Genomic DNA, 14,738 nt, shown 5'->3' with positions numbered 1-14,738 from the left:
TTCACTCATCAATCAAGTTCGGACAGTGCCTGCCGGATGGTTTGCCTGCGCTGGTCGTCTGTCGGCAAGCTCTCGGCAAGTCGCTCGGCCGTCCTGTATGCGTTCCGTGCGTTTCCAACGTCCCCAAGAACGCTATAGGCACTCGCAAGACGCATCCAGCCGTCCAGATCCTCGGGTGTCTCGGTCAGGCGGTTCGCAAGGCGATCAACCATCGTCTGGATGAACGCGCTCCTATCCGCCTCACTCATGTCACCAGCCGCAGCTATATCAACCGCCGTCGGACCGGGTATGTGCTCGTCAACTATCGGAGCGAAGGAGGCAAGACTGATAGGCTCGCGCCCAAGCGTTTCGCCGATGCGATTGGCCTGTGCGACGAAAAGCTCCACCCAGGATTCCGACCCTGTTGCGTCATCCAGCCGGGCAAGCAGCAAGTTATGCGCTTCCGTGCTATCACCCGCCTGGTCAAGCGCGATGGCCTCATAATAGGCGGCCGCAGGATTCGACGAGTCCATCTTTCGCGCGCGGGCGATGGCGGCGCGAGCGTTGGGAGTGACGATGCCATCCTCAGACGCGACCAGAGCCTCGGCGTATTGCGACAGGACCGGCGAGGTTGCATCGGCGCGGTCGATCACATTCTCTATCGCCGCTGCCGCATCGCCATAATAGCCCATGCGCATGTAGGTTTGTCCCAGCAGCATCCAGCCTTCGGTTGGGCCGCCAGCCGGGTCGTCTTGCAGACGCTGCTCCAACCGCCCGATCAGTGCTGTGATCTGAGCTTGTTCATCGCGCTCGTCCTGCCGCTCGGCAAAGGCGATGCCGGGGATCTCGGGGGAGCCGAGCTGTGCGTAGAGCGCCCCTGCCGCCAGGGGGACGGCAATTGCCGCGGCCCATAATACCCCGTGCCCTTTGCGAACGGATTGACGCAGGATGGCGGGCGGACCCCTTCGACTGAGTGCCAGAAGGCGGCGTTTGATCTCGATCTGTGCCGCCCGCGCATCCCCTTCCGAAATCAGGCCACGTTCGGCATCTGTCTCGACCTCGCGCAGTTGATCCGCAAGAATGGAAACCGATCCCTCGTTGCGGTCGGATACGGTTTGCGCCCGAAACCGCAGCGGTAGAGCCATGAAAGTAGCGGCCAGAACCGCCAATGTAGCAAATATGATCCAGAGCATTACGACCTATCTTTCTTGTCTTGTGCCAGCATGTCGGCAACCGCGCGTTCGTCATCCGTATTCAGCGCCGTTATTGCCGTGAGCCGACTTGCTTTCGACAGCACCGCGATCACGCCACCGGTGCCAATCAGGATCAGGATGATCGGAGCCAGCCACAGGGCATAGGTTTCCGGCTTGAAAGGCGGTTTCAGCAAAACGAAGTCGCCGTAGCGCGCATGGATAAATGTCAAAACCTCCGCGTTCGTGTCGCCTTTGGTCAATCGTTCACGAACCAGAATGCGCAAATCCCGCGCCACCCCCGAATTGGAGCTGTCGATGTCCTGGTTCTGGCAGACGACGCAACGCAATTTCTTGGAGACCTCGCGCGCCCGCACCTCCAGAACCGAGTCAGCCAGCATCTCGTCGGGTTCGACAGCGTAGACAGCAAACGGCATCGCGCTCAAAAACAAGGTCATGAAAAGAAGTTTACGTATCATATTCCTGTTCCTGCTCCATTTGCTGCTCTGGCTTGGGCAAGCGCCAGCGCAAATTCTTCCTCCGCCTCGGAACCGACAATCGGGCCGACATAACGGTAAAGGACAGTTCCGTCTCCGGCGACAATGAAGGTTTCAGGTACGCCCGATATTCCCCATTCGATGCCGGCGCGGCCAGTCAGATCTGAGCCAATCCTCTCGTAAGGGTTGCCAAGATCCTCTAGCCAGCCTCGTGCGGCCTCGGGCTTATCCTTGTAATTGATGCCGAAAAGCCGAACGCTATCGCGCTCCACCATCCGGGTCAGAACCGCATGTTCAGCGCGACATGGCACACACCAGGATGCAAATACATTGACCACAACCGGCGTAGGGTTTCCTATTAGATTGCTACGGGAAAGACCCGGAACGTCCACGCCGTCTACAGTGGGAAGATCGAAATCGGGGGCGGGTTGTGCGATCAACACCGATGGAATGGCGTTTGGATCGCGATCAGGGTTCAACCCCCACAGAAAGAACGCACCGAGAATCAGCGCAATCAGAATGGGAAGGGCCGCTATGGCGCGTTTCATGTCCATTTACTCCGCTGGTGTCGTTTGAACCGCAGCGCGGGGGACACGACGGGGCGCCCCGACACGCAGCCTGCGGTCGGAAAGCGACAGGCCGCCGCCCAGCACCAGTAAGGCCGAACCGATCCAGATAAAGTTAACCAGTGGCTCGTATAGAATGCGCAATGTCCACGCCCCATGATCGGCGGCCTCCTCGGACGCCGGTTCGGCGAGGGATGCGTAGAGATCGCCTGCGAGGGTCGAACGGATAGCTGATTCCGTCGTGCTGCTCTGTGCAACCGGATACGACCTACGCTCTGGATACAATGTGGTGACCGGGTTGCCATTGCGGCTTACAACGAGCGTTCCACGATCTGCAACATAGTTAGGGCCGCGCAGCTGCTCGACACCGTCAAATCGCACATCGAACCCGGCAATCATAATCTTGTCTCCGGGTTTCACAAAAACAATTTCTTCGGATTTCCATGCACTTGATCCAATAAATCCGAACATCACAACAGCGAGACCTGCATGCGCAAGTGTCATGCCGTATGACGCGCGCGGTAGGTTGCGCGCCCGACGTATGGAATCCGGGAAGGGAATGTCGAAAAGTCTGATCCGGCCTGCCCATTCGCTAAGTGTTGCGAACAAAAGCCATGCGGCAATAACGATAGAGAGATACGCGAGAACCGGGCCTCCTTCGGTCAGATACCAGACCGCCAGCCCGACCAACCCCGCCAGCAACGCAACAAACCGCAGCCGCTGGAAAACGCCCTTAAAATCGGCACGTTTCCATGACAGGAACGGACCGATGGCCATAAGCAGTACAAGCGGCAACATGATCGGGATGAATGTCGCATTGAAAAACGGCGGGCCGACCGAGATCTTTTCATCGGCAACAGCCTCCATGAATAGGGGATAAAGCGTTCCGAAAAGGACAGTGCCCGTAGCGGTGGCCAGCAACAAGTTGTTGATGAGCAACCCCGCCTCGCGGCTGATCGGGCTGAAAAGGCCACCACCCTCCATCACCGGAGCCCGCCAGGCAAAAAGGCCCAGTGACCCTCCAATGGAGAGGCTTAGCAGACCAAGAATGTAGAGCCCCCGTTCGGGATCGACGGCAAAAGCGTGGACCGATGTCAAAAGTCCCGACCGGACAATGAACGTCCCCAGCAAAGACAGAGAGAAAGTCAGGATTGCCAGCAGAATCGTCCAGCTTTTGAACGCATCGCGCTTTTCCGTAACGATGGCTGAATGCAGTAGCGCGGTGCCCAAAAGCCAGGGCATGAAGCTCACATTCTCGACCGGATCCCAAAACCACCAGCCGCCCCAGCCGAGTTCGTAATAGGCCCACCATGATCCAAGGACGATCCCTGCTGTCAGACTCATCCAAGCGGCCAATGTCCAGGGCCGGACCCAGCGGGCCCAAGCGGCATCGACGCGGCCTTCGATCAGCGCTGCAACCGCGAAGGAAAAGACGATAGAAAAACCGACATAGCCGAAATAGAGCAGCGGCGGATGCAATGCCAGTCCGACATCCTGCAAGAGCGGGTTGAGGTCGTTACCGTCAAGGGGCGGCGGAAAGACACGCTCAAATGGGTTGGAGGTGAGCAACAGGAACGACAGGAACCCAGTGCTGATCCATGCCTGAACCGACAGTGTTCGGGCCTTGAGCGCATCCGGAATGTTCGATCCGAAAAGCGCCACAGCTGCGCCAAAGGCCGCGAGGATCAGCACCCAAAGCAGCAAGGAGCCTTCGTGGCTGCCCCAGGTGCCTGCGATTTTGAACAACATCGGCTTCAGCGAATTCGAATTTTCGACCACGTTGGCCACGGTGAAATCGCTGACTACAAAGGACCGCATGAGGGCCGCGAATGCGATGCCGATGAAGATCAACTGCGCGACCGAGGAAGTCCGCGCAGACTGCATCCACAGGATGTTACCACGCGCAGCGCCCAACATGGGCACGACACCCTGAACCACAGCGATGGACAGAGCGAGCGCGAGTGCAAATTGTCCTATTTCCGGTATCATATGCCAAATCCAATGAATTGATTATTGTCGAAGTGATTGCCACCCTCCGTTATGGGAAGGTCAATGGCTGCAGTACAGCGTGCGATCACGCTTGCGATGACGGCCGGACCGCTTCCGGTCGGCGCGGTTACTCTCGCCCGGTTTTCGGCAATGGCTACAACCGGGGGTGCGGCCTGTAGATCTGGGGGCTTTTCGGACATGATTGCTCTTGGTCGACCGGGATTTGCCGGGGCGAACAGCCTGTCGTTCGCCCCGGGGTGGTTCGCAATGCGCTATGGCATATTCACTAATTGGTGCGCGGTATCATCAGCCTGTATGGTCTTGCGCAGCTGCAGCGTGTTCGGGTCCAACACCCAGACTACCGGCTCGGCGGCACTGCTGACGAGCAGGGCGTCACCAACGCGCGCCATGTGATAGGGTTCGGGGCCCACGTCGGCTTCCAGGCGTTCACCGGTCCCACGGTTGATCCGAACGACCTTGTTGCGCTCGCGCGCACTCGACCAAATTGCGTTGCCGTCGACCGCGATACCGTGCAATTCGCCGCCGATGTTGATGTGGTCAACGGTTTCACCGCTGTCCGCGTCAATCATACTGACACGACCGGCGTCTGCTTCGCTCACCATCAACATACGGGTTTCGGCATCCAATTGCATGTGCTTGGGCGCTCCCTGGAGCCTGAAATTCCGCGTCACGATCCCGTCCTCGGGATCGAGATCGCTGATCGTGTTGTTGCCCGCGTTCGAAACGAAGAAACGTCCTGTTACCGGGTCTACAACGGCGTATTCCGGTATCGGCCCGGTCATGACGGTTGCAGGGACTTCGCCGGACTCGAGGTCGATCACGGAGACCGCGCCAAGCCCAGGATGAGTGACAACCGCATAGCGTTCGTCGGTCGAAACCTCGACGTGGTGAACGATGCCCGGAACCTCGATCCGGCGCAAAATCTCGTGGCTTTCGGCATCGACCAGCGTCACCTGGCTCGCGGTCGCGGGGGAAGGCTTGGTAGCTCCGCCATGATGGGCCGCGTGGTCTTCCTCAGAAACAGCGGCCGGCTTGGCCACCTCTCCCGGAATGGTAGCCGATAGGCTGCCCGCAACCAGCAATCCGCGCTTCGGTGCACCTGCCATGCCGTGGACATTGTGGAGACCAGTGATACGATCGACGACGTTGAGGTTGCTATCGAGATGCAACGCCGTGCCGGGTTCTCCCTCCGGAATGTAAACGTCGGCCAATGCGGCGCTGCTCGCCATCAGTGCGGCGGTGAGCGTCAGTAGAGTTAGTCTCATATGCTCCGTCCTTTCATATTCAGCGTGCGCGTTATTTCAAAGCTAGCCACGTATGCGATTTCATCAACCTTGGCACACGACCTATCGTGTAACGCTCTGTCGCAGCGGGGGCGGATGCTACAGTCTGCAACAATCTCAGCGTTATAATTTTTATTCAGCTTTCCAGTTTCGCCTTCCGCCGCTCATATTCGTCTTCTTCGATCTCGCCGCGGGCATAGCGCTCTTTGAGAATGTCCAAGGCGCTTTGTCCTGCGCCAGTGTCGGAACGGCCCGAAAATCCGCGGATTGCGAGCACGATCAATCCGATGATCAGCCCCCAGAAAACCACCATCATCAGGCCACCAAACATACCGTATCCGCCACCCCACATATGGCCGAAGCCTCGGTCGCTGTCCGCCAGTGCCGGGCCCGTTAAGGACCACAGGAGGATAGGTGTGGCGATAAACATGCGAGTTTTCATGATTGTTTCCTTTCATCTGTCTGAGATTGCAGTTCGAGTGGCAGTGTCACGGTCGCTTCAAGGCCACCGGCACTTTTGTTCGACAGGCTCACGTCACCGCCATGCGCACGGATGATTGTCCGGGCAATTGACAGGCCAAGCCCTGTGCCGCCAGTTTCACGCGATCGGGATTTTTCGAGCCTGAAGAACGGCTCGAACACTTGTTCCAGATCGGTTTCGGGAATACCGGGGCCGTCGTCGGAAACGGTGATCAAGGCGTGGTCGGCATCCTGTCCGAAGGCGACATGGGCCGCGCCACCGTAACGCTGCGCGTTCTCGATGATGTTGCGCAGGGCACGTCGCAGCGATTGAGGCCGCAGACGCAGGCGCACGGGCGCTGTGCCATCATCCTCCAGCGTGAAGGCACCCATCATGTCTGATCGAAGGCGCGCGAGATATGCGCCCAGTTCCACCGTCTCATAGCTTTCTGCACTGGCCATCCCTCGTGCAAAGGCAAGGGTTGCGTCCACCATCTCCTGCATTTCTTCTATGGAGACGATCAGGCTGTCGCGCGTCTCGTCTTCTTCGACCATTTCGGCACGCACCCGCAATGCCGTCAGCGGCGAGCGCAAGTCGTGGCCCAGGGCCGCCAGAAGCTGTGTTCGGTCGGCAATGAAGCGGGTCAGCCTGTCCTGCATTCGGTTGAACGCACGGGTCAGATCGCGCACTTCACCCGGGCCAATCAGCGGCAGGGAATTAACGTCTTCGCCGCGCCCAAGCTGGTCGGCGGCCTGCGAGACCCGCCGAAGCGGCCCCGTCAACCGTGTGAGCAAAAACCAGAACGCCACCACCAGGATGATCGCAGCTGTCATCCCGAAACTGACAAACGAAATCCACGGCCATTGAAGTGGCGGTCGCTCAAACCGCGTTCCGACGTTCAGCCATTGCCCATTGGTCAATGCGATGGAGAGCTGCATTTCGATCGCGGACAGGTCTCCGCGCATCATCGCCAGATGCATTTCAGCCATTTCGGGGGTGAGATGTGGCATCGGCATTATGCCGTGTTCGACCTCATGCAGTTCCACACGGATTTCTCGGCGGTTCGATTGGCCAAGTAGACCACGCACCCGTGCTTCAACAGCACCGCTGTCTGCATGGGTTTTATGGTCGACAGTCGGTGCATCCGACAGATCGAACCGGACAAGCGGCGAATTTGCAGCCCGCAGAATTGCTGGTTGCAGGCTATCGGGTGCCTCCTCGATCAAACGCACCACATTGGCGGCGCGGCCCGCGGCCTCAAAGCCGAGTGCGGCGCGCACGGCAAGGCTGCGTTCGTCTACAAACAGCCAGAGACTGACCGCTTGGGCGACTGCGAGTGCCGCAATGATCAGGAGGACCAGTTGGACCCGAAGGCTGTCAAAAATCCGAGGCATCAGCTCAGCACTTCCACGTCGGCCGCCAGACAATACCCGCCGCCACGCACTGTCGTGATGAGACGCGGCCGCGCTGGGTCGAGCTCAATCTTGCGGCGCAACCGGCTAATTTGATTGTCGATGGTCCGATCAAAGACTGAGGCTGCCCGGCTCGCCGTTAGATCGAGCAATTGATCGCGGTTGAGCACGACGCGAGGACGCTCCAACAGGACTGTGAGCAGCTTGAACTCGGCTCCGGTCAGATCGACCTGCTCACCGTCTTCCGGCGTGAGTAACCGACTGTCGGCGTCCAGGATCCAATGCGCGAATGCGATTCGGCGGCCAGACAGGGAGCCCGCATGAAGCTCTGGCCGGGAAGCCCGACGCAGGATCGCCTTGATCCGGGCGATCAACTCGCGTGGGTTGAACGGCTTGGCGAGGTAGTCGTCCGCGCCGATCTCGAGGCCGACGATCCGGTCCGTCTCTTCGCCGAGCGCCGTCAGCATCAGGATGGGCATGGTGCCCTTGGCCGAGAGACGACGACAGACCGAAAGGCCGTCTTCTCCGGGCATCATGACGTCCAGCACGATCAGATCGAACTGGCCGTTCGCCAGCCTCGCATCCATATCGACGGCATCGCGTGCCGCCGTTGCGCGCATGCCGTTCTTCTCCAGATACCGTGTCACGGAATCGCGGATTTCGCGGTGGTCATCCACAACGAGAATATGGGGCTGATCAGTCATGGTGTTCCTTCTAATGATTACCGCGCGGCTTTCCCGAAGAGATTTGTCACGAAGTGTATCAAAGCAGGCATTTGCGACCGAGTGATACAAATCGGCTGCTCACCCGGCATTACATTGGGACTTGGCGCTGCCATATGTGATCCATCGCAACCAGATCACGAGGTAATCATCATGAACCGCAAAACTCTTTTCGCAGCGACCGTTCTGACTGTAGCCGCCATCGGCGGGGCGGCATTCGCAGATTCCCATCACGGGCACAAAGGTCAATCCGGGCCGAATGACCGATCAGGCATGATGATGCAAGACGGCGGCTCCGGCATGATGGGCAAAATGGATGGCATGTCGGGCATGATGCAGCGCATGCATGGCAACAAGATGGGCGGTGGCATGATGGGCGGAATGGGCCACATGGGCGGCGTCATGATGCAGATGTTCGACGCCGATGGGGATGGCAAGGTGACACCTCAGGAGATGCGCGAGCAAATGCAAACCAAGCTGACCGAATATGACAGCGATAGCGACGGCACACTATCGATTTCCGAGTTCGAAACTCTGCATAGCGCAATGATCCGCGAAATGATGGTGGATCGGTTCCAGCAACTTGATGCGGATGGCGACGGCAAAATCACAAGCGACGAAATGACCGCGCCTGCCGACAAAATGGAGCGCATGCAGAAGATGCGCGCCAGTCAAGGAAAAATGCAGGGTCAGCCCGGTCAAGGCATGGGTATGGGTGATGGCGCCAAGATGAACGACAATTGAGGATTTAGGCACCGACAAGATGCCGACGCTAGAACCGTCCTACATGAATGGCACCTGTCAATATGATATTCGAAATGAGCAGCATCTGGATGCTGCTCATCTCCATATTGGTCATGTTGGCGATCCTGGCGCTGGTCAAATCCCCACTCAATTGATCGAAAGGAAAGTGAAATGTCTTATACTTATGACCGCATCCTGAAAAATGTTGAAATTGACGACGCGGAAATGCGCATCCGTGATGCTCTGGCTGAAAACGGCTTCGGCGTACTGACTGAGATCGATGTTAAGGCGACGATGAAAACGAAGATCGACGCCGATATGGAGCCTTACCGTATCCTTGGCGCCTGCAACCCGCAAATGGCCCACAAGGCCATAGGGATCGAGCCCCGCGTGGGCGCGATGTTGCCCTGTAATGTTATCCTGCGCAAAGTGGACGGCGACACAGAGATAAGCGCTATCGACCCGGTGGCCTCGATGCAGGCCATCGACAATGACGAATTGCACAAGGTTGCGGGCGAAGTGCGCGACATGATGCGCACGGCTGTTGATGCTGCATGAGAGAGGTGCTTTTCGACAATACCTTGACCTTCCAGCGAATGGAATCATTAGGCTTGGCGGGAATCGAACGCGAAACCGGCTGGACGAGGGAAGTCTCGCAACATGTCAGACGATGGAACTCAGTCCCTAGCACCCGTCCAGAACCTTGGTAAAAATTCCATTGGAGTGGGTCGGTTCAGTGCCATTGTGCCGAACCACTTGTTGGAGGCTGAAGAACTCTTTGTTGTGGGTGGCGCACTGGCGCTCGCATTGATCGCGGGTGCCAATATCAGCTTTGGCGCTTCGGCCAGGTCAATGACGACCTTCTGGCCGGAACTTGGGGTCACCATATTCTACGGGGCCGTGGCGCTTGCTGGGTTGCTCCGGAACCCGCTTGCCTTGCCGCTGGGGCTTGCGGCATATGCCGTTCGGGGTTTTCTGCACCACAGTTTTCTGCACCACAAAGGGGTATTCGGCGCGCCAGTTCCGAAAGGGTATATCCTGTTCTGGGTCGTTCTGCGTCGTTTTTCGTCTGCTCGCAGTTGCATCTCTCCTTGTTCTTTATCTCCCGTGAGGAGAGTTCAGTGACGTCTGGATTCTCGATTGGAATGATCGCAAAGGCTGCCGTCGCAGCTGTCCTCGTCCTTGCTGCTGTGGCGCTGTTCGTCGGCCCCTTGTCCGATCTTATCAGAAACCTGAACGGCGAGCGCATATCCGATTGGGTGAACGCCGCTGGTGTTTGGGGACCGATCCTTATCGTTGCGCTTATGTCCATTGCGATCGTGGCCACGCCGATTCCAAGCGCACCGATCGCTCTGGCAGCCGGTGCCGCATACGGGCATATACTGGGCACCATCTACATTGTCATCGGCGCTGAAATCGGCGCCTTGGTCGCCTTTGGGCTGGCTCGGTTTCTGGGGCGCGACGTGCTCACCCGATGGTTGGGTGAGAAGGTGGATACGGGCTGGCTCGGTTCACAAAACCTGCTGACATTCACGGTTTTTGCCAGCCGATTGATGCCTTTTATCTCTTTCGACATCGTCAGCTACGCTGCCGGATTCAGCTGTCTACACCTGTGGCGCTTTGCGGTGGCTACCCTTGCCGGGATCATTCCAGCCAGTTTCGTTCTGGCGCATTTCGGCAATGAAGCCGTCAGTGGAGAACTAGGGCGTGCCGCTTGGGCCGCCATCGGGTTGGGTGCGTTGACGCTAACACCTCTTGTCATCGTAGCGGTAAGGGACCGGCGCAGAAAGCGGGTATCTCATGACTGAACAATCTATAGCGGATGAACGCACTCCCCTTGGTTGGAGAATAATCAGCTGGCTTCTGTGGAAAGGCGTCAGGCGCACGTGCCATCGGCATCTGGCCAACCGGACACTGCGGCTGACCAGCGGCGATGCGCTGCGCTGGTTGCCCGACGACACTGACCGCTTCCTCGACACGCTGGAGCGCGAAAGCGCGGAGATGAGAGCGATTGCCGATTTGCCGCAGCTTCCGAATGCCGGGAGTCGGCTGATGGTTGAACTGGCGATCCATACGGTCGCTGCCGACGCAGCGCTGCGGTCCCACGGAGTCGAGACGGCCTCTGCACATTCGGTCGTGGCCGATGTCGGTTGGGATCTTTATCGCCGCATGCTCGGGCTGTCATCCCTCCCATCACGGATTGTCAGCCGCAATCCGGGGCGCAGGCTTCGTTGGACAATTCAGGAATTGCTGATCTTTCCGTTCCGTCCGGTCGGCGCACCGGGCTACGAAACGCGTGTCTTTCGGGATGGCGAAGACCTGCACACGCATTTCACGCATTGTCCGCCGCAGACCTTCGCGCGCGCTGTCGCCGAGCGTCGCGAGGATCCTGAAATGCTGGAGGCATTCCGGCAAAGCTGGTGTCTTTACGACTGGCCCGGCGCAGACCTTATCGCCGCCGATGGTAGGCGAGGGCATTACCAGAGGCCTCATACGCTGTCGGCCGGGGACCCGGTTTGCGACATGTGCTGGAAAGCGCGCGGATCAGGACAAATGCTGCAATCGAACGACATGCCGCAATCCAGAGAAAGGGCACCTTAGATGGTTTCGGAATATAAGGCGAACAGCATTACATTATCCGGAGCGATCGCAATGGGCACCGGCGTGATGATCGGTGCCGGAATATTTGCTCTGACGGGTCAGATCGCGCAGCTCGCCGGTCCACTCTTTCCACTATCTTTCATTGTCGGTGCAATCGTCACCGCGTTCAGCGCCTATACCTACATCAAAATGTCGAATGCCTATCCATCGGCCGGCGGGATCGCGATGATCCTGCAAAAGGCCTATGGACCGACAACCATCGCCGCTGGGGCCGCGCTTCTCATGGCGCTGTCGATGGTGATTAACGAAAGCCTCGTTGCGAGAACCTTCGCCACTTATCTTCTGCGTGGCCTGGGAATCGAGCGGTCCGGCTGGCTGGTTCCAGCCCTCGGCTTAGGCCTCATCGTCTTTACCTATCTTATCAATGCCGCAGGCAACCGGTCCGTCGGGCTGTTCTCGATCGTCATGGCCGTCATCAAGGTCGGCGGCATCGCGCTGTTCGGGGCGGCCGCGCTCTGGGCGGGCGGCATTTCTTTCGAGGCTGCTTCTGATCGACAATCGACGCAAGTCGCAGGCTTTGTAGCGTCCGTGGCGCTGTCGATCCTCGCGTTCAAAGGGTTCACCACAATCACCAACAGCGGTGCCGAAGTTACCGATCCGCATCGCAATGTCGGACGGGCGATCATCGTATCCATAGGCCTCTGCGTCATTGTCTATCTACTGGTCGCATTTGCCGTAGGTTCCAGTCTGACTTTGGAACAGATCATTGCCGCCAAGAACTATGCCTTGGCAGAAGCAGCAGGTCCGACCCTCGGCCAGACCGGCTTCTATCTAACCGTCCTTCTGGCCATCGTCGCAACCTCCTCGGGCTTGATCGCGAGCATCTTCGCAGTTTCCCGTATGCTCGCCATGCTAACCGACATGAAACTGATCCCCCACAGCCACTTCGGCATGCCAGGAGTGGTCCGCGATCATACGCTGGTCTATACTGTGGTGATCGCCGGCTTTCTGACGGTGTTTTTCGATCTCGGCCGGATCGCCTCGCTCGGCGCGTTCTTCTATCTGGTGATGGATATCATTATCCACTGGGGTGTGTTCCGCCACCTGAGGCAGGAAATCAAAGCATCCGGATGGGTGATGCTCGTCGCGATCATATTGGACGTCGTTGTGCTTTCGGTCTTCGCAGGGCTGAAATGGCAAAGCGACCCGCTCATCGTGCTTGTCTCGTTCGGTCTGATGGCAGCTGTCTTCGCTTTTGAATGGCTGTTTCTGCGTCATCGCCCAAGCGACGAAGGCCATTCCCAATCACACTCGCACATGTAGGAAGACAAGCCATGCTAACCGCCGCCATTCCCTTCCCAGATATCGGCACGGAACTCTTTGCGATCGATATCGGCACTTTTCACTTCGCGCTGCGCTGGTATGCCCTCGCCTATATCGCAGGTATTCTCATTGGCTGGCGGATTTGCGTCATGGCGGTCAGGAGACCTGCGCTTTGGTCTAAAGCTGGGCCTCCGCTCAACCCCGGCCAGGTCGAAAATCTGCTCACATGGATCATCCTCGGTGTGATTATCGGCGGCCGTCTGGGTTTCGTCCTGTTCTATCAACCACAATACTACCTGCAAAACCCGCTCGAAATTCCCATGGTCTGGCAAGGGGGCATGTCGTTTCACGGCGGCTTTGTCGGCGTGGTGGTGGCCGGTCTGGTGTTTTGTATTCGCCAGCGCGCTCCGCTTCTCAGCACCGCAGACCTTCTCGCTTTGGCCACACCTCTAGGGCTCTTACTCGGGCGTCTTGCCAACTTCACAAACAACGAACTCTGGGGCCGCCCGGCTGATGTTCCTTGGGCTGTTATTTTTCCAGGACTGGCCGCGCAAACTTGCCCCGGCATCACGGACCTGTGCGCACGGCACCCCTCCCAGCTCTATGAAGCGCTGCTGGAAGGTCTCGTTCTGGGCGCCTTGCTGCTGATCCTTGCCTGGCGGCGCGGTTGGTTGAAAAAGCCCGGTGTCCTCACGGGAACATTCCTGGTGGGCTACGGCCTTTCACGAGGCTTCGTCGAGTTCTTCCGGCAGCCGGACATGCAGTTTGTGACCGAAGAGAACCCCATTGGACATGCGCTGCATTTCGGGACCTGGGGGCTGACGATGGGGCAGACGCTTTCACTGCCGATGATCGCGGCCGGGCTAGGGCTGATCTGGTGGTCCTTTCGAAGGCTGAGAGGTGATTCTGAGACCGACTTGACTGCGGCCACTTGACCTTACATCTTGTGGAACCTCCACATTCGAAGCGACTTGTTTGGGGCAAACGCGTGTCTCACTTGAGTGGCGTTCAAGGTGTAATAAATTTGCCCGTGCCAGATTGCCAAACGCATGGCGATCCAAGTATCGCGCCATGCAAGCACAAATGTCTTGAGGAAGACCTCCACTCCAGGGGGAATTTGCCCCACTTTCGCTCAATAAAACACGTCGGATAATCGCGATTGAACCGCAGGGTGATCGATGAGAGATTTCACGCTGCCCGAAATGGTGGTGATGGCCTTTCGGCCTGAGTCCGCGCAGCAATCTTCTGGAACATGCTGTGAGACGAGTGTTTTCACCCGTCATCTGCGGTCAGAAGATGCGTTGCCGACTTGCTAACGACCACGTCACTCGGCATCACACTCCTTCGACCTATCGCGAAAGTTGCGGTTTTACTGTAATAGCCGACGCGGCTTCTGTTTTCCTGGTGGTCCACATCAGCAAGCAAGAATAGAAACTGCATGCGTGGGTGAAAGAATCAATTTTCGTGGAGGGCAACCTCATAGAGGGCAGCGCTGATAATGGTGGGTCGCAGATTCAGGAACTTGGCAACAAGCTTACCGGTTGACGGATCGCCTCCATCAGCCAGATACCGGCAATTGCAATACATGATGCGCGACAATCAGTACAGTTCACGGAAAAGTTGGAGATCTTCCAGCATTGCACGGATTGACAAGCCTTCCTCTTTCGCCCAACTACCTAAACATGAATATGAGGAATACCATTTCTGCATATCTCAAGGCGCTCTCTTGCCTTGTGGTGGCTTGCGCATTGATGTTCTTGCCACCCTCCGCAACCCACGCTGAGTCTGGCGTGCACAGCGACCGGCAGGTCGCATCAGTCAGCGCCGACCACGCGGTTGCTAAACATGCGCATGGTGCTGCCTCCTCAAGTTCCAAGCATGACGATAGCGGCTCTGCTTCCCAAGCGGATCACGAGAACCACGCGTCTGGCCAGTGTTGCAGCGGCATCTG

15 protein-coding genes are annotated in these 14,738 nt (G+C 58.0%); 7 read left to right on the top strand and 8 right to left on the bottom strand.

Features of this window, described 5'->3' with window-relative positions:
• Positions 1-8: 8 nt before the first annotated feature.
• From ccmI to LZG00_13650, 8 genes are all read right to left on the bottom strand, one after another.
• A complete protein-coding gene (gene ccmI, locus LZG00_13685) occupies positions 9-1,172 on the bottom strand; it encodes a c-type cytochrome biogenesis protein CcmI (GenBank protein ID MCF3595045.1) in 1,164 nt (387 codons plus the stop codon).
• The gene (locus tag LZG00_13680) at positions 1,172-1,648 is read right to left on the bottom strand and encodes a cytochrome c-type biogenesis protein CcmH (protein MCF3595044.1); all 477 of its coding nucleotides are present in this window, start codon (positions 1,646-1,648) and stop codon (positions 1,172-1,174) included. Before LZG00_13680 ends, ccmI begins: the two co-directional genes overlap by 1 nt.
• The gene (locus LZG00_13675) at positions 1,645-2,214 is read right to left on the bottom strand and encodes a DsbE family thiol:disulfide interchange protein (GenBank protein ID MCF3595043.1); all 570 of its coding nucleotides are present in this window, start codon (positions 2,212-2,214) and stop codon (positions 1,645-1,647) included. Before LZG00_13675 ends, LZG00_13680 begins: the two co-directional genes overlap by 4 nt.
• A 6-nt stretch (positions 2,215-2,220) precedes the next feature.
• Entirely contained in the window at positions 2,221-4,221 is a 2,001-nt protein-coding gene (locus LZG00_13670) for a heme lyase CcmF/NrfE family subunit (GenBank protein ID MCF3595042.1), read from the bottom strand.
• 272 nt (positions 4,222-4,493) lie between these two features.
• Positions 4,494-5,507, bottom strand: coding sequence for a YncE family protein (locus LZG00_13665; GenBank protein MCF3595041.1), 1,014 nt, complete (start codon positions 5,505-5,507; stop codon positions 4,494-4,496).
• Positions 5,508-5,661: 154 nt separating this feature from the next.
• Positions 5,662-5,967, bottom strand: coding sequence for an SHOCT domain-containing protein (locus LZG00_13660; GenBank protein MCF3595040.1), 306 nt, complete (start codon positions 5,965-5,967; stop codon positions 5,662-5,664).
• On the bottom strand, positions 5,964-7,379 hold the full coding sequence (locus tag LZG00_13655; protein MCF3595039.1) for an ATP-binding protein: 1,416 nt from the start codon (positions 7,377-7,379) through the stop codon (positions 5,964-5,966). The genes LZG00_13660 and LZG00_13655 overlap by 4 nt, the downstream gene beginning before the upstream one ends.
• Positions 7,379-8,101, bottom strand: a complete 723-nt coding sequence (locus tag LZG00_13650; protein MCF3595038.1) for a response regulator — start codon at positions 8,099-8,101, stop codon at positions 7,379-7,381. Before LZG00_13650 ends, LZG00_13655 begins: the two co-directional genes overlap by 1 nt.
• A gap of 171 nt (positions 8,102-8,272) precedes the next feature.
• On the opposite strand from LZG00_13650, the gene LZG00_13645 reads away from it, so the two are divergent.
• From LZG00_13645 to lgt, 7 genes are all read left to right on the top strand, one after another.
• On the top strand, positions 8,273-8,863 hold the full coding sequence (locus LZG00_13645; GenBank protein ID MCF3595037.1) for a calcium-binding protein: 591 nt from the start codon (positions 8,273-8,275) through the stop codon (positions 8,861-8,863).
• Between the two features lie 171 nt (positions 8,864-9,034).
• Positions 9,035-9,421 (top strand): DUF302 domain-containing protein, encoded by a 387-nt coding sequence (locus LZG00_13640; GenBank protein MCF3595036.1) that lies wholly within the window; start codon positions 9,035-9,037, stop codon positions 9,419-9,421.
• A gap of 102 nt (positions 9,422-9,523) precedes the next feature.
• Positions 9,524-9,988 (top strand): hypothetical protein, encoded by a 465-nt coding sequence (locus LZG00_13635; GenBank protein ID MCF3595035.1) that lies wholly within the window; start codon positions 9,524-9,526, stop codon positions 9,986-9,988.
• A gap of 20 nt (positions 9,989-10,008) precedes the next feature.
• Positions 10,009-10,671 carry a VTT domain-containing protein gene (locus LZG00_13630; GenBank protein ID MCF3595034.1) on the top strand — a complete coding sequence of 221 codons (663 nt, stop codon included), beginning with the start codon at positions 10,009-10,011 and terminating at the stop codon, positions 10,669-10,671.
• Complete coding sequence (locus tag LZG00_13625) at positions 10,664-11,464, top strand: hypothetical protein (protein MCF3595033.1); 801 nt, start codon at positions 10,664-10,666, stop codon at positions 11,462-11,464. The genes LZG00_13630 and LZG00_13625 overlap by 8 nt, the downstream gene beginning before the upstream one ends.
• Complete coding sequence (locus LZG00_13620) at positions 11,465-12,787, top strand: APC family permease (GenBank protein ID MCF3595032.1); 1,323 nt, start codon at positions 11,465-11,467, stop codon at positions 12,785-12,787.
• An 11-nt stretch (positions 12,788-12,798) separates the two neighbouring features.
• Positions 12,799-13,722, top strand: a complete 924-nt coding sequence (gene lgt / locus LZG00_13615; protein ID MCF3595031.1) for a prolipoprotein diacylglyceryl transferase — start codon at positions 12,799-12,801, stop codon at positions 13,720-13,722.
• The last annotated feature ends 1,016 nt before the right edge of the window (positions 13,723-14,738 follow it).

Source organism: Rhodobacteraceae bacterium LMO-JJ12 (genome assembly GCA_021555075.1).
Taxonomy (GTDB): domain Bacteria; phylum Pseudomonadota; class Alphaproteobacteria; order Rhodobacterales; family Rhodobacteraceae; genus JAKGBX01.
Note: the sequence above shows the minus strand (reverse complement) of the source record. Positions and strands in the feature narration are given on the sequence as shown.